13 protein-coding genes and 1 pseudogene are annotated in these 18,318 nt (G+C 68.2%); all 14 read left to right on the top strand.

What is annotated here, in order from left to right; all coding sequences use genetic code 11:
* The first annotated feature begins 10 nt into the window (after window positions 1–10).
* Entirely contained in the window at window positions 11–1,774 is a 1,764-nt protein-coding gene (gene lpdA, locus ACS5PM_RS01555) for a dihydrolipoyl dehydrogenase (RefSeq protein ID WP_439384708.1), read from the top strand.
* Between the two features lie 11 nt (window positions 1,775–1,785).
* Window positions 1,786–2,592, top strand: a complete 807-nt coding sequence (locus ACS5PM_RS01550) for an alpha/beta fold hydrolase (protein WP_439384706.1) — start codon at window positions 1,786–1,788, stop codon at window positions 2,590–2,592.
* 35 nt (window positions 2,593–2,627) lie between these two features.
* Window positions 2,628–4,922: an NADP-dependent malic enzyme gene (locus ACS5PM_RS01545; protein WP_439384703.1), complete on the top strand. Its 2,295-nt coding sequence runs from the start codon at window positions 2,628–2,630 to the stop codon at window positions 4,920–4,922.
* Window positions 4,923–4,955: 33 nt separating this feature from the next.
* Window positions 4,956–5,669, top strand: a pseudogene (lipA, locus tag ACS5PM_RS01540) (lipoyl synthase); the annotation flags it as partial.
* Window positions 5,599–7,089: a dicarboxylate/amino acid:cation symporter gene (locus tag ACS5PM_RS01535; protein ID WP_439384701.1), complete on the top strand. Its 1,491-nt coding sequence runs from the start codon at window positions 5,599–5,601 to the stop codon at window positions 7,087–7,089. The pseudogene lipA and the gene ACS5PM_RS01535, both read left to right, overlap by 71 nt.
* A 33-nt stretch (window positions 7,090–7,122) precedes the next feature.
* Window positions 7,123–8,457 (top strand): NAD(P)/FAD-dependent oxidoreductase, encoded by a 1,335-nt coding sequence (locus ACS5PM_RS01530; RefSeq protein WP_439384699.1) that lies wholly within the window; start codon window positions 7,123–7,125, stop codon window positions 8,455–8,457.
* 12 nt (window positions 8,458–8,469) lie between these two features.
* A complete protein-coding gene (locus ACS5PM_RS01525; protein ID WP_439384697.1) occupies window positions 8,470–9,927 on the top strand; it encodes a PHA/PHB synthase family protein in 1,458 nt (485 codons plus the stop codon).
* Window positions 9,928–9,967: 40 nt separating this feature from the next.
* The gene (locus ACS5PM_RS01520; RefSeq protein ID WP_439384695.1) at window positions 9,968–11,149 is read left to right on the top strand and encodes an acetyl-CoA C-acetyltransferase; all 1,182 of its coding nucleotides are present in this window, start codon (window positions 9,968–9,970) and stop codon (window positions 11,147–11,149) included.
* 32 nt (window positions 11,150–11,181) lie between these two features.
* Window positions 11,182–11,928 (top strand): acetoacetyl-CoA reductase, encoded by a 747-nt coding sequence (gene phbB, locus ACS5PM_RS01515; protein ID WP_439384693.1) that lies wholly within the window; start codon window positions 11,182–11,184, stop codon window positions 11,926–11,928.
* Window positions 11,929–11,938: 10 nt separating this feature from the next.
* Window positions 11,939–12,619 carry a DUF6781 family protein gene (locus ACS5PM_RS01510; protein WP_439384691.1) on the top strand — a complete coding sequence of 227 codons (681 nt, stop codon included), beginning with the start codon at window positions 11,939–11,941 and terminating at the stop codon, window positions 12,617–12,619.
* Window positions 12,620–12,632: 13 nt separating this feature from the next.
* Window positions 12,633–14,048 carry a cytochrome ubiquinol oxidase subunit I gene (locus ACS5PM_RS01505; RefSeq protein ID WP_439384689.1) on the top strand — a complete coding sequence of 472 codons (1,416 nt, stop codon included), beginning with the start codon at window positions 12,633–12,635 and terminating at the stop codon, window positions 14,046–14,048.
* 19 nt (window positions 14,049–14,067) lie between these two features.
* A complete protein-coding gene (locus ACS5PM_RS01500) occupies window positions 14,068–15,063 on the top strand; it encodes a cytochrome d ubiquinol oxidase subunit II (protein ID WP_439384687.1) in 996 nt (331 codons plus the stop codon).
* 62 nt (window positions 15,064–15,125) lie between these two features.
* A complete protein-coding gene (locus tag ACS5PM_RS01495) occupies window positions 15,126–16,943 on the top strand; it encodes a sensor histidine kinase (RefSeq protein WP_439384685.1) in 1,818 nt (605 codons plus the stop codon).
* Window positions 16,936–18,297 (top strand): sigma-54-dependent transcriptional regulator, encoded by a 1,362-nt coding sequence (locus ACS5PM_RS01490; RefSeq protein ID WP_439384683.1) that lies wholly within the window; start codon window positions 16,936–16,938, stop codon window positions 18,295–18,297. The genes ACS5PM_RS01495 and ACS5PM_RS01490 overlap by 8 nt, the downstream gene beginning before the upstream one ends.
* Window positions 18,298–18,318 lie beyond the last annotated feature (21 nt).

Raw genomic sequence — 18,318 nt, 5'->3', positions numbered from 1 at the left:
GCCTTCTGCAATGGCACAACTCGTGGAAGTCAAAGTCCCGGACATCGGCGACTTCAAGGACGTTGCCGTCATCGAGCTGCTGGTCAAGCCCGGCGAGGTGATCGCGGCCGAGACCGCGCTGATCATGGTCGAGTCGGACAAGGCTTCGATGGAGATCCCGTCGAGCCACGCCGGCACGGTCAAGGAGCTGAAGGTCAAGCTCGGCGACAAGGTCAGCGAAGGGTCGGTGATCCTCGTGGTGGAGGCGAGCGGCGCGGCGGCACCTGCGCCCGCCAAGGCATCTGCGCCCGCTCCGGCTGCTTCTGCTCCGGCCGCAGCCGCGGTTCCCGCCCCGACGGCGGCGAGCTTTGCCGGCCAGGCCGACATCGAGTGCGAGATGCTGGTGCTCGGCGCCGGCCCCGGCGGTTACTCCGCCGCGTTTCGCAGTGCCGACATCGGCATGAAGACGGTGCTCGTCGAACGCTATTCGACGCTGGGCGGGGTCTGCCTGAACGTGGGCTGCATCCCCTCGAAGGCGCTGCTGCACACCGCCAGCGTGATGGACGAGGTGAAGTCGCTGGGCCACCACGGCATCAGGTACGCCGCGCCCGAGGTCGACGTGGATGCCTTGCGCGGCTTCAAGGACGGCGTCGTCAAGAAGCTCACCGGCGGCCTGGCCGGCATGGCCAAGGCGCGCAAGGTCGAGGTCGTGACGGGCGTCGGCAGCTTCCTCGATCCGCACCATCTCGAGGTCGTCGCCGCCGACGGTGGCAAGAAGATCGTCAGGTTCGCCAAGGCCATCATCGCCGCCGGCTCGCAGGCGATGAAGCTGCCCTTCATGCCCGAAGACGAACGCGTCGTCGATTCGACCGGCGCCTTGCTGCTCAAGGGCATCCCCAAGCGCATGCTCGTCGTCGGCGGCGGGATCATCGGCCTGGAGATGGCGACGGTCTACTCGACGCTGGGCACGCGGATCGACGTGGTCGAGATGCTCGACGGCCTGATGCAGGGCGCCGACCGCGACCTCGTCAAGGTCTGGGAGAAGTTCAACGCCTCGCGCTTCGACAAGGTCATGCTCAAGACCAAGACCGTCGGCGCGAAGGCGACGAAGTCCGGCATCGAGGTCAGCTTCGAAGGCGAGAAGGCTCCCCCCGAGCCGCAGCTCTACGACCTGGTGCTGGTGGCGGTGGGCCGCAGCCCCAACGGCAAGAAGATCGCCGCCGAGAAGGCGGGCGTCGCGGTCACCGACCGCGGCTTCATCAACGTCGACAAGCAGATGCGCACCAACGTGCCGCACATCTTCGCCATCGGCGACATCGTCGGCCAGCCCATGCTGGCCCACAAGGCGGTGCACGAGGCGCACGTGGCGGCCGAAGCGGCGCATGGCGAAGCGGCCTTCTTCGATGCGCGACAGATCCCGTCGGTGGCCTACACCGATCCCGAGGTGGCCTGGGCCGGCAAGACCGAAGAGCAGTGCAAGGCCGAGGGCTTGAAGATCGGCAAGGCGGTCTTCCCCTGGGCGGCATCGGGCCGGGCCATCGCGAACGGCCGCGATGAGGGCTTCACGAAACTGCTGTTCGACGAGGCCACCCACCGCGTCGTCGGCGGCGGCATCGTGGGCACCCACGCCGGCGACCTGATCAGCGAGGTCTGCCTCGCGATCGAGATGGGTTGCGAGCCGGCCGACATCGGCAAGACCATCCATCCCCACCCGACGCTGGGGGAATCGATAGGCATGACGGCCGAGGTCTTCGAAGGCCATTGCACCGACCTGCCGCCGCAGAAGAAGAAGTAAGGGGAGGGCACATGGCGCTCAACCTGGTCTGCGAAACCGTCGGCACCGGCCCGCCGCTGGTGGTGCTGCACGGCCTGTTCGGCTCCAGCGGCAATTGGCGCGGCATCGCGCGAGAGCTGGCCGGCAGCCACTCGGTGACCTGCGTGGACCTGCGCAACCACGGGGCGTCTCCCTGGGCCGATTCGATGGACTACCTCGAGATGGCCGACGACGTGCTGCAACTCATCGAGCGCCTGGGCCTGGATCGCCCGGCGGTGATGGGGCACAGCATGGGCGGCAAGACGGCCATGGCGCTGGCGCTGCGCCACCCCGGGCTGGTCAGCCGCCTGATCGTGGTCGACATCGCGCCGCTTTCCTACGCTGACACCCTGACGCCGTTTGCCGAGGCGATGCGGGGCGCCGACGTGTTCGCGGCGGCCAGCCGCACCGAGGTGCAGCGGCGCCTGCAGCAGCGCGTGCCGGATCCTGGCGTCGTGCCCTTCCTGATGCAGAACCTGGTGACGCGCAACGATCACTTCGACTGGCGGCTGAACCTGATGGGCATCAGCGCCGCCATGCCGGCACTTTGCTCCTTCCCTAGCGCGCTGCTGGGCGCCCGCTTTGCCGGGCCCTTGAAGGTGATCGCCGGCGCGAACTCCGACTACGTGACGCTGCGTGATGGCGAGTCGTTCTGGCCGATGTTCACCGACATCGAGGTCGATGTCATCGAGGACGCCGGCCACTGGGTGCATGCCGACCAGCCTGCCGCCTTCCTGGCGAGCGTCAGGCAGGCGCTGTCACGCGATGCCGAGCCTTCGACCGCTTCACGCACGCATTGAATTTCTTGCAGACAAGACCACCGGAGACTCCAGACATGACCGAGAACCTTCGCGAAGCCGCCCTCGACTACCACCGCTATCCGACGCCGGGAAAGATCTCGGTCACGCCCACCAAGGCGATGGCCACGGCGCGCGACCTTTCGCTCGCCTATTCGCCCGGTGTCGCCGACGCCTGCATGGCCATCGCCGAAGACCCGCAGGAGGCCGGCAACCTGACCGCCCGCAGCAACCTGGTGGCCGTCATCACGAACGGCACCGCGGTGCTGGGCCTGGGCAACATCGGCCCGCTCGCGGCCAAGCCGGTGATGGAAGGCAAGGGGTGCCTGTTCAAGAAGTTCGCCGGCATCGACGTGTTCGACATCGAGCTCGCCGAGAACGACCCCGATGCGCTGATCGAGACCATCGCGCGGATGGAGCCGACCTTCGGCGGCATCAACCTCGAGGACATCAAGGCGCCCGAGTGCTTCTACATCGAAACCCGGCTGCGCGAGCGGATGAAGATCCCGGTCTTCCACGACGACCAGCACGGCACCGCGATCGTCGCCGCGGCGGCGATCCTCAATGCCCTCAAGCACGTCGGCAAGAACATCGCGGAGGTCAAGCTGGTGGCTTCGGGCGCCGGGGCCGCAGCGCTGGCGTGCCTGGACCTGGCGGTGAGCCTGGGCCTGAAGAAGGAGAACATCTTCGTCAGCGACGCGAAGGGCGTGGTCTACCTCGGCCGCCAGGAGGGCATGGACCCGAACAAGTCGCGCTATGCCCGAGACACCAGCGCCCGCACTCTGGCCGACATCATCCCGAAGGCAGACGTCTTCCTGGGGCTTTCGGCCGGCGGGGTCCTGACGACCGAGATGGTCAAGGCGATGGCCCGCGATCCGATCATCCTCGCGATGGCCAACCCGGTGCCGGAGATCATGCCGGAGGAGGCGCTCGCGGTGCGGCCCGACGCGGTCATCGGCACCGGCCGCTCGGACTATCCGAACCAGGTCAACAACGTCCTGTGCTTCCCGTTCATCTTCCGCGGTGCGCTCGACGTCGGGGCCACCACCATCAATGAAGAGATGAAGCTCGCGGCCGTGCGGGCCATCGCCGAGCTGACGCATCAGGAGATCCCCGAGATCGTCGCGCAGGCCTACGGTGTGGCCGGCCTGCGCTTCGGTCGCGACTACCTGATCCCCAAGCCTTTCGATCCGCGGCTCATCGAGGTCGTGGCGCCGGCGGTCGCCCAGGCCGCGATGGACAGCGGCGTCGCGACCCGCCCGATCACCGACATGCCCGCCTACCGCCAGCGCATGTCGCAGTTCGTGTACCAGTCGGGCAGCAGCATGCAGCCGATGTTCGCCGCCGCCAAGCGCTCGCCGAGGCAGGTGGTCTATGCGGAAGGCGAAGACGAGCGGGTGCTGCGCGCAGCGCAGGTGGTGGTCGACGAAGGCGTGGCTCGTCCGTTGCTGCTCGGCCGGCCCGAGGTCATCACCCAACGCCTGTCGGAGTTCGGCCTGAGACTGCAGGTCGGCAAGGACTGCGACATCGTCAACCTGCTCGATCCGAAGATCTACGGCGATGCGGCCGACGACTACTTCCAGCTCAAGCGTCGTGAAGGCGTGTCGCGCGCGGTGGCCCGGGTCGAGATGCGCAGCCGCGCCACGCTGCTGGCCGCGATGCTGGTGCGCCAGGGCAAGGCCGATGCGATGCTGTGCGGCACCTTCGGGAGCTACAGCGATCACCTCCGCCATGTGCGCGACGTGATCGGGCTGCGGCCCGGCACGCAGACGCTCGCGGCGATGCAGATGCTGATGCTCCCCGGGCGCCAGCTGTTCATCCTCGACACCCACGTCAACCGGGATCCCACCGCCGAGCAGGTGGCCGAGATTGCACTGCTGGCCGCCGAAGAGGTGCGCCGCTTCGGTGTCACGCCGAGTGTCGCGCTGCTGTCGCACTCGAGCTTCGGCAGCTCCGACGCGGCCTCGGCCGTCAAGATGCGCGAGGCGCTGGTGCTCATCAAGGCGCGTGACCCGCAGCTCGCGGTGGAAGGCGAAATGCGTGGCGACGCCGCGCTGTCCAAGACCATCCTCGACCGCGAGTTCCCGGACTCGGAGCTGGGGTCCGAGGCCAACGTGCTGGTGATGCCGAACGTCGATGCGGCCAACATCTCGTACAACCTGCTGCGCGTGGCGGCCGGCAACGGCATCACCGTGGGCGCCATCCTGCTCGGGGCGGCGCGGCCGGTGCACATCCTGACGCCGTCGTCAACGGTGCGGCGCATCGTCAACATGACGGCTCTGGCAGTGGTCGATGCCGGCGCGCAGCGCGCGGTCGCCGGCGCGATCGACTGAGCCGCCATGGATGATTCCGTTGTCACCGAGGTCACGGCCACCTTCATGGTGCTGGGTGGCCTGAGCACCCGCCGTTGCCCGTTTCGCGACGTGGCCCACGGCCAGCCCTTGCCGCCCGATCCGCTGGAGCCGCAGCACCTGGCGGACACGGTGGCGCACCTGGGCCTGGAGCACGTCGTGATCACCAGCGTGGACCGCGACGATCTTCACGACGGCGGCGCCACGCATTTCGTCGAATGCATCCGCGCCGTGCGCCGGCAGTCGCCTGCCACGCGCATCGAAGTGCTGACGCCGGACTTCCGGGGCCGCGCGACGATTGCGCTGGACATCCTGGCCGCCGACCCGCCGGACGTGATGAACCACCACCTCGAGACGGTGCCGCGCCTTTACCGCCAGGCGCGTCCGGGGGCGGACTACGGCCATTCGCTGCAGCTGCTGGAGTCCTTCAAGCAGCGCTGCCCGCAGGTGCCGACCAAGTCCGGCCTGATGCTGGGCCTGGGTGAAACCGACCGCGAAGTGTCCGAGGTGCTGCAGGACCTGCGCCTGCACGGCGTCGACATGCTGACCGTCGGCCAGTACCTGCAGCCGCGCGCCGGCAACCTGCCGGTGCAGCGCTACGTGGCCCCGGAGCAGTTCGACGCGCTGGCGGCGCGGGCTCGGGCGATGGGTTTCGCCCATGCGGCCTGCGGCCCGCTCGTGCGCTCCAGTGACCACGCCGACGGCCACGCCCTGGCGGCCGGCGTCTGAAGCCATTCATTGCATTCCCAAGGAGAGCTTCGTGGACCACCAACCCGTATCCAAGCCGTTCTACAAGTCGCTGTACTTCCAGGTCATCACCGCCATCGTCATCGGCGTGCTCCTGGGCCACTTCTACCCGCAGACGGGTGAAGCGATGAAGCCGCTCGGCGACGGCTTCATCAAGCTGATCAAGATGATCATCGCGCCGATCATCTTCTGCACCGTCGTGGTCGGCATCGCCGGCATGGAGGACATGAAGAAGGTCGGCAAGACCGGCGGCCTGGCGCTGCTGTACTTCGAGGTCGTCAGCAGCATCGCGCTGGTCGTCGGCCTGCTGATCATCAACATCGTGCAGCCGGGCAGCGGGATGAACATCGACGCCAGCACGCTCGACACCAAGGGCATCGCGGCCTACACCGGCCCGGGCAAGATGGCCAGCACCACCGAGTTCATCCTCAACGTGATCCCGAGCACGGTGGTCGATGCCTTCGCCAAGGGCGAGATCCTGCAGGTGCTGCTGTTCGCGGTGATGTTCGGCTTCGCGCTGCACAAGTTCGGCGGCCGCGGAACGCTGGTGTTCGACTTCATCGAGAAGTTCTCGCACGTGCTGTTCGTCATCGTCGGCTACATCATGAAGGTGGCCCCGATAGGCGCCTTCGGCGCGATGGCCTTCACGATCGGCAAGTACGGCGTGTCCTCCTTGCTGCAGCTGGGCCAGCTGATGGCCACTTTCTACGCGACCTGCCTGTTCTTCATCTTCGTCGTGCTCGGCTCGATCGCGCGCTTCCACGGCTTCTCGATCTGGAAGTTCATCAAGTACATCAAGGAGGAGCTGCTGATCGTGCTGGGCACCTCGTCGAGCGAATCGGTGCTGCCGCGCATGATGGCCAAGCTCGAGAACCTGGGCGCGAAGAAGTCGGTGGTGGGCCTGGTCATCCCGACCGGCTACTCGTTCAACCTCGACGGCACCTCCATCTACCTCACGATGGCGGCGGTCTTCATCGCCCAGGCGACGAACACGCCGATGACGCTGACCCAGCAGCTCACCTTGCTGCTGGTGCTGCTGTTGACCTCCAAGGGCGCGGCCGGCGTGACCGGCAGCGGCTTCATCGTGCTGGCAGCCACCTTGTCCGCGGTGGGCCATGTGCCGGTGGCGGGGCTGGCGCTGATCCTCGGCATCGACCGCTTCATGTCGGAGGCCCGCGCGCTGACCAACCTGATCGGCAACGGCGTCGCCACCGTGGTGGTCGCCAAGTGGACCGGGGACCTCGACACCGCCCGCATGCAGAGGCACCTGAACAACGAGACGGCGATAGAAGCCGACGAGCCGGAACAGGTGCTCGACGCGACCGAGGCGCACATGCCGGTCGGCTCGGCGCCGCGCATGCCCGCCGAAGCTTCTCGCCTGCCCGCAGCCGCGGCGCGCTGAGCCGATGCAACCCTTGCGTTCGGGGACCGCACCATGAGCAACCCGCCAACCAGGCACCGCATCGTCATCGTCGGCGGCGGTGCCGGCGGGCTCGAGCTGGCGACGAGCCTGGGCGACTCGCTGGGCAGGCGCGGCCGGGCCGACATCACGCTGATCGACAAGAACCGCACCCATGTGTGGAAGCCCAAGCTGCACGAGATCGCCTCGGGCAGCATGGACCTGAGCGCCCACGAGGTCGACTACCTGGCCCAGGCGCACTGGCACCACTTCCGGTTCAGGATCGGCGAGATGATCGGGCTGGACCGCACGCGCCGCGAGGTGCGGGTGGCCCCCTACCTGGACGACGAGGGCAGGGAGGTGACGCCCGAGCGGGTGTTCGGCTACGACACGCTGGTGATCGCGCTGGGCAGCCTGAGCAACGACTTCGGCACGCCCGGCGTCGCGGCGCACGCGCTGAAGCTGGAGTCGAAGGCCGATGCCCAGCGCTTCCATGCCCGCATGGTCAATGCCTGCATCCGCGCCCACGCCCAGGCCACGCCGGTGCGGCCGGAGCAACTGCATGTGGCGATCATCGGCGCCGGGGCCACCGGGGTCGAGCTCGCGGCGGAGCTGCACCGCACGACGCGCGAAGTGGTGGCCTTCGGCCTGGACCGGGTGGATGCGGACAAGGACATCCAGGTCAGCCTGATCGAGGCCGCCGACCGGGTGCTGCCCGCGCTGCCGCCGCGCCTTTCGCAGGCGACGGTGGATCTTCTGCGCAAGCTCGGCGTCGAGGTCCATACGAGCGCCAAGGTGGCCGAGGTGCTGCCCGATGGCGTGCGCCTGGCCGATGGGCGAATCCTGCCGGCGGAACTGGTCGTCTGGGCGGCCGGCGTGAAGGCGGCCGACTTCCTGAAGGACATCGCCGGCCTGGAGACCAACCGCATCAACCAGCTCGTGGTGCGCCCGACCCTGCAGACCACCCGCGACGACGACATCTTCGCGATCGGCGATTGCGCTGCCTGTGAATGGCCGCAGGCCAACGGGGGCAAGGGCGGCCTGGTCCCGCCGCGCGCACAGGCCTCGCACCAGCAGGCCTCCCACATGGCGGCGCAGATCTACCGGCGCCTGTCGGGGCGGCCGCTCAAGCCCTATCGCTACCGCGACTTCGGCTCGCTGGTGTCGCTGGGCGAGTTCAGCACCGTCGGCAACATGATGGGCGGCCTGATCGGCGGCAGCCTGATGATCGAAGGCGCCTTTGCGCGCCTGATGTACGTGTCGCTCTACAAGATGCACGAGTTCGCCCTGCACGGCTTCTTCAAGGTCGCGCTCGACACGCTGGCGCGCCTGATCACGCGGCGCACCGAGCCGCACGTCAAGCTGCACTGAACGGGCCGAACCATGATCGATCTTCAGAAGGGCACCGACCCGTTCGGCTGGTTCGAGCAGCTCAGGATCGGACACCAGCAATTCGCGAAGCTGATGAGCAGCACGCTGGGCGCCGCCCCGCTCGACGAGCGCAGCAAGGCGCAATGGGGATTCGCGCTGCGCCAGGTGACCGATGCGATGAACCCGGCCAATGCCCTGGCCAGCAACCCCGAGGCGCTTCAGCTCGCGATGCAAAGCGGTGGCGCGAGCCTGCTGGAGGGGGCGCGCCTGTTCCTCGACGACCTGGCCAAGGGACGCATCTCGATGTCCGACGGCACGGCCTTCGAGGTCGGCCGCAACCTCGCAACGACCCCCGGCAGCGTGGTGTTCGAGAACGAGCTGATGCAGCTCGTCCAGTACGCCCCGGTGACGGCCCAGGTGCACAAGCGGCCGCTGGTCATCGTGCCGCCGTGCATCAACAAGTTCTACATCCTCGACCTGCAGCCCGAGAACTCGCTCGTCGCCCACGCGGTGGCGGCCGGCCACACCGTGTTCCTCGTGTCGTGGCGCAACGTCGGCAAGGCGCAAGGCCACCTGACCTGGGACGACTACATCGAGCAGGGCGTGCTGCAGGCCTTGTCGGTCTCGCGCCGGATCCGCCGTTCCGACAAGGTCGATACGCTCGGCTTCTGCATCGGCGGCACCTTGCTCGCGAGCGCGCTGGCGGTGGCGGTGGCGCGCGGCGAGCAGCCGGCGTCCAGCCTGACGCTGCTGACGACGATGCTCGACTTCTCGGACACCGGCGAGCTCGGCCTCATGGTCGACCAGGCGATGGTGGCCGCACGCGAATCGAGCATAGGCCGGGGCGGGCTCCTGCACGGGCGCGAGCTGGCGCAGGTGTTCGCGGCGCTGCGCGCCAACGACCTGATCTGGCCCTACGTCGTCAACGGCTACCTCAAGGGCCAGGCGCCACGCGCCTTCGACCTGCTGTTCTGGAACAGCGACGACACCAACCTGCCGGGCCCGATGTATTGCTGGTACCTGCGCCAGACCTACCTCGAGAACCGGCTGCGCGAGCCCGGCGGAACGGTGCAATGCGGCGTGCCGGTGGATCTCTCGAGCATCGAGGTGCCAGCCTTCGTCTATGCCTCGCGCGAGGACCACATCGTGCCCTGGCAGACGGCCTATGCGAGCACCGGCCTGCTGGGAGGCGAGACGCAATTCGTCCTCGGCGCCAGCGGCCACATCGCCGGCGTGATCAACCCGCCGGCCAAGCGCAAGCGCAATTACTGGACCGCCGAGCTTCAGCCGCAAGCGCAGGCGTGGATGGAAGCCGCGCAAAGCGTCGAAGGCAGCTGGTGGCCGGCGTGGACCGAGTGGCTGGGCCATCACGCCGGCGCCCTCGCCGCCGCGCCGCGCCGGGCCGGCAACGCCGAGTTTCCTGTCATCGAGCCGGCGCCTGGCCGCTATGTCAAGGAGCGGGCCGAGTGAGCCCGCGCCGCCTTCGTCCCTTCAACCTCAGGAGATTCTCATGACCGACATCGTGATCGTGGCCGCCCAACGCACGGCCGTGGGCAAGTTCGGCGGCACGCTCGCCAAGACCGCGGCGCCCGAGCTCGGCGCCCATGTGATCAAGGGGCTGCTGGCCAAGACCGGTGTCCCCGGCGACGCCATCTCGGAGGTCATCCTGGGGCAGGTGCTGACCGCCGGCTCGGGGCAGAACCCCGCGCGCCAGTCCGTGATCAAGGCGGGCCTGCCGCCGTCGGTGCCGGCCATGACGATCAACAAGGTCTGCGGCTCGGGCCTGAAGGCGGTCATGCTGGCCGCCCAGGCCGTGCAATGCGGTGACGCCGAGATCGTCATCGCCGGCGGCCAGGAGAACATGAGCGCCTCGCCCCACGTGCTGCTGAACTCGCGCGAAGGCAACCGCATGGGCGAGTGGAAGCTGGTCGACTCGATGATCAACGACGGCCTGTGGGACGTCTACAACCAGTACCACATGGGGACGACGGCCGAGAACGTCGCGAAGAAGTTCGGCATCACGCGCGACATGCAGGATGCATTGGCGCTCGCGTCGCAGCAGAAGGCCGCCGCCGCGCAGGAAGCCGGGCGATTCGACGACGAGATCCTGCCCTTCACCCTCCCGCAGAAGAAGGGCGATCCGATCGTCTTTGCGGCGGACGAATTCGTCAACCGCAAGACCAACGCCGACGCGTTGGCCGGCCTGCGCCCGGCCTTCGACAAGTCCGGTTCGGTGACGGCAGGCAACGCCTCGGGCCTGAACGACGGCGCGGCGGCGGTGCTCGTGATGTCCGCCAAGCGGGCCGCCGAGCTGGGGCTGCAGCCGCTGGCCGTGATACGCGCCTACGCCAGCGCCGGCCTCGACCCTTCGATCATGGGCATGGGCCCGGTGCCGGCCTCCCGGCTGTGCCTGAAGAAGGCCGGCTGGAGCGCGCAGGACCTCGACCTCATGGAGATCAACGAAGCCTTCGCCGCCCAGGCCTGCGCGGTCAACCAGGAGATGGGCTGGGACATCAGCCGCATCAACGTCAACGGAGGCGCCATTGCGATCGGACATCCGATAGGTGCCTCGGGCTGCCGGGTGCTGGTCACGCTGCTGCACGAGATGCGCCGCCGGGGCGCCAACAAGGGCCTGGCCTCGCTGTGCATCGGCGGCGGCATGGGCGTGGCGATGGCCGTCGAACGCGCCTGACACCGAATCTTCATCAACCAAGGAGCAAGGAAATGACTCAACAACGAGTGGTGCTGGTGACCGGCGGCATGGGCGGCCTGGGGGAAACGATCTCGACCAAGATGGTCGATGCGGGCTACAAGGTGGCCGTGACCTATTCGCCCGGCAACAAGACCCATGCCGACTGGCTGGCCCAGATGGAGGCCAACGGCTACGCCATCCTCGCGGTGCCCTGCGACGTGGCCGACTTCGACTCCTGCGGGCGGGCGGTGGCCGAGGTCCAGCAGAAGCTCGGCCCGATCGACGTGCTGGTCAACAACGCCGGCATCACCCGCGACATGACCTTCAAGAAGATGGACAAGGTCAACTGGGACGCGGTGCTGCGCACCAACCTCGACAGCCTGTTCAACATGACCAAGCAGGTCGCCGACAGCATGGTCGAGCGCAACTGGGGCCGCATCATCAACGTCTCTTCGGTCAACGGCTCCAAGGGCGCCTTCGGCCAGACCAACTATTCGGCGGCCAAGGCCGGCGTGCACGGCTTCACCAAGGCGCTGGCGCTCGAGGTCGCGAGGAAGAACGTGACCGTCAACACCATCTCCCCGGGCTACATCGGTACCAAGATGGTCACCGCGATCCCGAAGGAAGTGCTGGACAGCAAGATCCTGCCGCACATTCCGGTCGGGCGCCTGGGCAAGCCGGAAGAGGTCGCCGGCCTCATCATCTACCTCGCCTCGGAGGAGGCGGCGTTCGTCACGGGAGCCAACATCGCCATCAACGGCGGTCAGCACATGCAATGAAAGAAGGCCCATGATCAAGCACGGCATCGATCAGGACGCCCTGATCACCAAGTTCTCCGAAGCCAGCGCCAGGCAGGGCGAAGCGGTCCGCAAGGCCGTCACCGAAGCGACCTTGAAGGCCCTGCAGGGACGCGAGCTCAGCCTCGCCAACATCCGGCAGGTGCTGAACACGGTCGCCAAGGCCGCCTCGACCGGCGCGGCGAGCAGCGCGCTGCCTTCGGCGGACGTCGAGAAGCTGCTGGCCAAGGCGGTCGCCGGCATGGATGGCGCCCTGGAGATGGCGGTGCAGGCGAACCGCAAGGCGCTGCAGCAGATGGTCGACCAGGGGGCGGACCTGCAGCAGACGCAGGTCAAGAAGGCGCTCGCGGACATCGAGAAGATGGAGGACGCGCTGTTCGCGGCGCTTCGCAAGGCGGCCGAGGGCTCGCAGGCCTCGCTCGAAGGCCTGTGGGCCCAGGTGCTGAAGGCCGCCCAGGGCAAGGGCACCGGAACCGGCGCCCAGGCCAGCGCGACCATGAGCGACCTGATGGAGAGCGCGCAGGGCAACCTTCGCCAGGGTCGTGCGCTCGGCCTGCGCGCCTCGCAGGCGATGCTGGACAGCTACTCGACCTTCGTCAGCGGGGTGCTGATAGGCATGTCGGATGCCCTTCAGCAGGGCGGCTCCGCCCCGGCGAGCTCGCGCAGCAAGTAGCAGGAGGGTGATGATGGACGCGCTGCTTCTGGCCCGCATGCAGTTCGCGGCCAACATCACCTTTCACATCCTGTTCCCGACGATCAGCATCGGCATGGGCTGGCTGCTGTTGTTCCTGCGGTTGCGATGGCTGGGCACCCGGCATGGGGCCGACCGGGTGGCCGCCCAGGGCTGGCTCGATGCCTACCGCTTCTGGACCAAGGTCTTCGCCCTGACGTTCGCGCTCGGGGTGGTCAGCGGCATCACGATGAGCTTCCAGTTCGGCACCAACTGGCCGGGCTTCATGGAGATGGTCGGCAACATCGCCGGGCCGCTGCTGGGCTACGAGGTGCTGACGGCCTTCTTCCTCGAGGCCGGGTTCCTGGGCGTGATGCTGTTCGGCCACGGCAAGGTCAGCGAACGCGTGCACCTGATGTCGACCTTCTTCGTCGCTTTCGGAACGACTCTCAGCGCGTTCTGGATCCTGGCCTTGAACTCGTGGATGCAGACGCCGGCGGGCCACGAGATCGTCGACGGCGTCTACCACGTGAGAAGCTGGTTCGAGGTCATCTTCAACCCGTCTTTTCCGTACCGCTTCACGCACATGGTGCTGGCCTCGGCGCTGACTTGTGCCTTCCTCGTGGCGGGCCTGAGTTCGTGGCAGTTGTTGCACGGGCAGGCTCAACGGTCGGCTCCTCGCATGCTGCGTGTGGGCCTGACGCTGGCGGCGCTGCTGATCCCGGTGCAGATCTTCGTCGGCGACCTGCACGGCCTGAACACCTTGCACCACCAGCCGGCCAAGATCGCCGCGATGGAGGGGGTGTGGCAGACCGAGCGCGGGGCCCCGCTGCTGTTGTTCGCCATTCCCGACAGCCAGACCCGCAGCAACCATTTCGCCATCGAGGTCCCGAAGCTGGCCAGCGTCATCCTCACCCACGAGGTCGAGGGCGAGATCAAGGGCCTCGATGAGTTCCGCGACCGGCATCCGCCGCCGCTGCCGCTGTTCTTCGCCTTTCGCGCGATGGTCGGCATGGGCCTGCTGATGCTGGCGACCAGCTGGGCCGGCTGGTGGCTCTACCGGCGCGCGGGGTGGCGGGTCGAGCGGCTGCCGCGGGCGCTGATGTGGGTCCTGGCCGGCATGACGTTTTCCGGCTGGGTGGCCACGGTCGCCGGCTGGTACGTCACCGAGATCGGCCGCCAGCCCTTCATCGTCTATGGACTGGTGCGCACCGCAGACGTCGCCTCGAAGGTGCCCACGACGTCCATGATCGGCCTGACGCTGACGCTGTACCTCCTGCTCTACCTGGCGCTCATCGTGGCCTATGTCAGCGTGCTCAAGTACATGGCGGAGAAGCCCGAGGAAGTGCTGGAGATGGAAAGCCGCGAGCAGGCCGCGACTCCCGCCGGTGCGGCGACCTCGCCGGTGCTGCCCGCGGGGAGCGGCGCATGAGGGTGCACCAATGACCTTGATGAGCTTCGACTCCATGCTGCCGGTCATCTTCATGGCGCTGATGGGCCTGTCGATGCTGGTCTACGTGGTCAGCGACGGCTACGACCTGGGCGTGGGCATGCTGATGCATCGCGCCACCGACGCCGAGAAGGACGTGCTGATCGCGTCGATCGGCCCGTTCTGGGACGCCAACGAAACCTGGCTGGTGCTGGGCGTGGGCATCCTGCTGATTGCCTTCCCGAAGGCGCATGGCCTCGTGCTCGGGGAGCTGTACCTGCCCGTCGCGCTGATGCTGGTCGGGTTGACGCTGCGCGGCGTCGCCTTCGACTTTCGCGTCAAGGCCAAGGACACGCACAAGAAGACCTGGGATCGCCTCTTCTTCGCCGGCTCGACCCTGGCTGCGGTGGCGCAGGGCTGGATGCTCGGGCGCTATGTCAGCGGCTTCGGCAGCGGCTGGAACTATCCGCTGTTCGCCGCCGCGATCGCGGCCGCGCTGCCGATGGCCTACGTGCTGATGGGCGCCACCTGGCTGATCATGAAGACCGAGGGCGAGTTGCAGGAACGGGCGGTGCAGTGGGCCAGGATCGCCTGGGCGCCGATGGTCGGTGGCCTGGTGCTGATCTCGATGGCCACGCCGTGGGTCAGCGAGACGGTGCGCCAGCGCTGGTTCTCGCTGCCCGAGATGATCGCGCTGGTGGCGATCCCCCTGATGTGCGGCGTGAGCCTGCTCGCGGTGCGCGGCCTGCTCGGCACGCGGCAGGTGCGCGGGCCGGTGTGCTGGCTGCCCTTCGTGCTGCTGGTGCTCGTGTTCGTGCTCGGCTTCCTCGGCCTGGCGTACAGCATCTACCCCTACGTCGTGCTCGATCAGCTGACGGTCTGGCAGGCGGCGAGCAGCCCCGCGGCGCTCAAGGTGATCCTGATCGGCACCTGCATCTCGGTGCCGGCGATCGCCGGCTACACGGTCTTCTCGTACCGCGTGTTCCGCGGCAAGACCGGCGAGTTGAAGTACGCGTGAGGGCCCTGCCCGTGAACCGAGGGTATGCCGTGGCGAGGGGCGCGCTGTACGATGCCTCGCCCATGAGTTCACTGGCGCCGGCACTGCGACCCCCTCCGTCTGCCCCGCGTGCGAGACGCTGGCGCGGCCTGCCGCGTTGGTGCGCGGCGCTGGCCCTGGTGGCGGCGGCGGCATACGGCGGGCACGAGATAGCGTTGCAGACCGGCCTGTCCCGCCTGCGTGAAGCGGCAGAGCATCGGCTGGACATGCTCGAAAGCGGTCTCGATGCCGACCTGGCCCGCTTCGACTACCTGCCGGCGCTGCTCGAGATGTCACCGGTGGTGCCGGCGCTGCTGGAGGCACCCGCCAGCCCGGTTCTGCGCGACGCGGCCAACCGTTACCTGAACGGCGTGAACGCGACCGTCGGGGCCGAGATGCTGTACGTGCTCGACCGCAGCGGCACCTCGGTCGCGGCTTCGGACTGGGACCAGCCGGGCACGACGGTCGGGCAGGACCTGTCGTTCCGGCCTTATGTCAGCGACGCGGTCAAGTACGGACGAGGCCGCTTCTATGGCGTGGGCATCACCAGCCGCAGGCCCGGCTACTACCTTTCGTACGCGTTGCGGCGCGGCGAGGGCGTGCGTGGCGTGGCGGCGGTGAAGATCAACATCGAGCAGGCCGAGAACGCGTGGCGCAAGCTGCCGGGCCATGTGCTGCTGATCGACGAGCGCGGCGTCGTCATCCTGTCGACGCGAGACGAGCTCAAGTACCGGCCGATCACGCCGCTCGATGCAGCCCAGCGCAGCGAGGTCCAGCGCTCGCGCCCCTACGGCGAAGCGCCGCTGACCCCGCTGTCATGGAAGCCGCTGCAGGTGCTGGCGACCGATACCCAGCTGGTCAGCCTGGACGGCGTCGCGCAGCTCGCTTCCACCCGCACGCTGCAACGCGCCGCCTGGCGCCTGGTCGCCCTCGACGACATGGCTCCGGTGCGGGCCGCGGCGCGCTACGCGGCCATCACGGCGAGCCTGGCCATGGCGGTGTTGCTGCTGGTGGCGGTGACGCTGTGGCAACGCCGCCGGGCGGTGCGCCAGAAGCTCGCGAGCCAGGCCGCATTGCAGGCCGCGCACGACAACCTCGAATCCACCGTCGTCGCTCGCACAGCGCAGTTGCGGGCGGCTCAGAGCGACCTGGTGCATGCCGGCAAGATGGCCGCGCTGGGGCAGATGTCGGCCGGCATGGTGCATGAGTTGAACCAGCCGCTGACCGCACTGCGGACCCTGTCCGAAAGCGCCTGCCTGCTGCTGGAGCACGACAGGCGCGAGGAAGTGCGCGGCAACCTGCAGCGCATCTCCGGCCTGGTGGATCGCCTGGCGCGCCTGACCTCGCGCCTCAAGACCTTCGCGCACAAGAGCGAGTTGCCGCCGCAGGCCGTGCCGCTCGTGCGCAGCATTGCGGACACCCAGGCGCTGCTGGCCGCCGAGCTGAAGGAGCACGACGTCCAGGTCGAGGTCGACGTTCGGCCGGCCGACCTGGGCGTGATGGCCGACGAGGCGGCCGTCGGCAGCCTGCTGAGCAACCTGATGCGCAATGCGATCGACGCGATGCAGGGCTCGCCTCGAAGGCTGCTGCGCGTCGAGGCCGCGGCCCAGGGCGAGCGCGCGATCGTGACGGTGACCGATACCGGTCCCGGCATCCGGCCGGACATCCTGCCGCGGCTGTTCGAGCCTTTCGTGAGCAGCAAGCCGGCCGGTGCCGGCCTCGGCCTGGGGCTGGTCATTTCAGCGCAACTGGTGCGAGGCGCCGGCGGCACGCTTCGCGCCAGCAACCGGGAAGAAGGCGGTGCCTGCTTCACGGTCGATCTTCCGAGTGCCCCCTCCGAGGAGCAGACCGAACGTGAGTGAAGGCCCTTCCATCCGGGTCCTGCTGATCGAGGACGACGACGACGTCCGTGCGAGCACCGAGCAGGCCTTGTCGCTGAACGGGTTCCAGGTGGAGTCGTTCGCCAGCGCCGAGAGGGCGCGGCCGCTGATCGCCTTCGGCCTGCCGGCGGTCGTCGTCTGCGATGTCCGCCTGCCGGGCCTGAGCGGCACCGACTGGCTGCGCCAGATCCGCCAGGTCGATCCCGAGATCCCGGTCGTGCTGGTGACCGGTCACGGCCACATCGCCATGGCGGTGGAGGCCATGCGCGAAGGTGCCTACGACTTCATCGAGAAGCCGTTCACCTCCGAGCGGCTGGTCGCCATCGTCCGCCACGCGGTCGAGCGTCGTCAGCTGGCCCTGCAGGTGCGCGTGCTGAGGGATGCGCTGGACAACTGGCACGGCATCCAGGCGGTGCTGATAGGCCGGTCGGCGCAGATGCAGCAGGTCCGCCGCACGGTGATGACGCTGGCCGAAACGTCTGCCGATGTGCTGATCTACGGCGAGACCGGGACCGGCAAGGAACTCGTCGCGCGCTGCCTGCACGACCACAGCGAACGCCGGCGCCAGCACTTCGTGCCGCTCAATTGCGGCGGGCTGCCCGAGGCGCTGGCCGAGAGCGAACTCTTCGGTCACGAGCCCGGCGCGTTCACCAGCGCCAACAAGGTGAGGATCGGCAAGTTCGAGCATGCGCACGGCGGCACCTTGTTCCTCGACGAGATCGAGAGCATGCCGATGGCCGTGCAGATCAAGCTGCTGCGCGCCCTGCAGGAGCGCAGCATCGAACGCATCGGCTCGAACAAGCCGATCGCCTTCGACTGCCGGGTGGTCGCGGCGAGCAAGGACGATCTGAAGTCCTTGAGCGACCAGCACAAGTTCAGGGCCGACCTGTACTACCGCATCGGCGTGGCCATCATCGAGCTCCCGCCGCTGCGCGAGCGGCGCGAGGACATCCCGCTGCTCTTCGAGCATTTCACCCTGATGGCGGCCAGCCGCTACGAGCGCGCGGCGCCGCTGCTGAGCCATGCGCAACTGGCCGACCTGATGGCCTACGCCTGGCCTGGCAATGTCCGCGAGCTGCGCAATGTCGCGGACCGTTTCGTGCTCGGCTTGCTGGGCGACCGGCTGACGCAGGCGCGTCGTGCCGGCGAGGTGCCCGGCCTGCCCGTGGGATTGCCGAACCAGGTGGAGCACTTCGAGCGCGCGGTGATCGTCGAAGAGTTGCGGCGCCATGCGGGCGATCCGCCTGCCACCGCCGCCGCGCTGGGCATTGCGCGCCAGACCCTGCACGACAAGCTTCGCAAGTTCGGCATCGCGCCGGACGAATTCAGGAGCTGAGCCGGCGGCCTCCTGCCCCTG

It is taken from the genome of Ideonella flava (genome assembly GCF_051857595.1).
Taxonomy (GTDB): domain Bacteria; phylum Pseudomonadota; class Gammaproteobacteria; order Burkholderiales; family Burkholderiaceae_C; genus Ideonella.
The sequence above is the reverse complement of the archived record's forward strand: the minus strand, read 5'-3'. Positions and strand labels throughout refer to the sequence as shown.

Bases quoted from the DNA above. Each gene is read 5' to 3' on its own strand.
- lpdA (WP_439384708.1), top strand. From the start codon at position 11: ATGGCACAACTCGTGGAAGTCAAAGTCCCGGACATCGGCGACTTCAAG.
- ACS5PM_RS01550 (WP_439384706.1), top strand. From the start codon at position 1,786: ATGGCGCTCAACCTGGTCTGCGAAACCGTCGGCACCGGCCCGCCGCTG.
- ACS5PM_RS01545 (WP_439384703.1), top strand. From the start codon at position 2,628: ATGACCGAGAACCTTCGCGAAGCCGCCCTCGACTACCACCGCTATCCG.
- ACS5PM_RS01535 (WP_439384701.1), top strand. From the start codon at position 5,599: ATGCGGCCTGCGGCCCGCTCGTGCGCTCCAGTGACCACGCCGACGGCC.
- ACS5PM_RS01530 (WP_439384699.1), top strand. From the start codon at position 7,123: ATGAGCAACCCGCCAACCAGGCACCGCATCGTCATCGTCGGCGGCGGT.
- ACS5PM_RS01525 (WP_439384697.1), top strand. From the start codon at position 8,470: ATGATCGATCTTCAGAAGGGCACCGACCCGTTCGGCTGGTTCGAGCAG.
- ACS5PM_RS01520 (WP_439384695.1), top strand. From the start codon at position 9,968: ATGACCGACATCGTGATCGTGGCCGCCCAACGCACGGCCGTGGGCAAG.
- phbB (WP_439384693.1), top strand. From the start codon at position 11,182: ATGACTCAACAACGAGTGGTGCTGGTGACCGGCGGCATGGGCGGCCTG.
- ACS5PM_RS01510 (WP_439384691.1), top strand. From the start codon at position 11,939: ATGATCAAGCACGGCATCGATCAGGACGCCCTGATCACCAAGTTCTCC.
- ACS5PM_RS01505 (WP_439384689.1), top strand. From the start codon at position 12,633: ATGGACGCGCTGCTTCTGGCCCGCATGCAGTTCGCGGCCAACATCACC.
- ACS5PM_RS01500 (WP_439384687.1), top strand. From the start codon at position 14,068: ATGAGCTTCGACTCCATGCTGCCGGTCATCTTCATGGCGCTGATGGGC.
- ACS5PM_RS01495 (WP_439384685.1), top strand. From the start codon at position 15,126: ATGAGTTCACTGGCGCCGGCACTGCGACCCCCTCCGTCTGCCCCGCGT.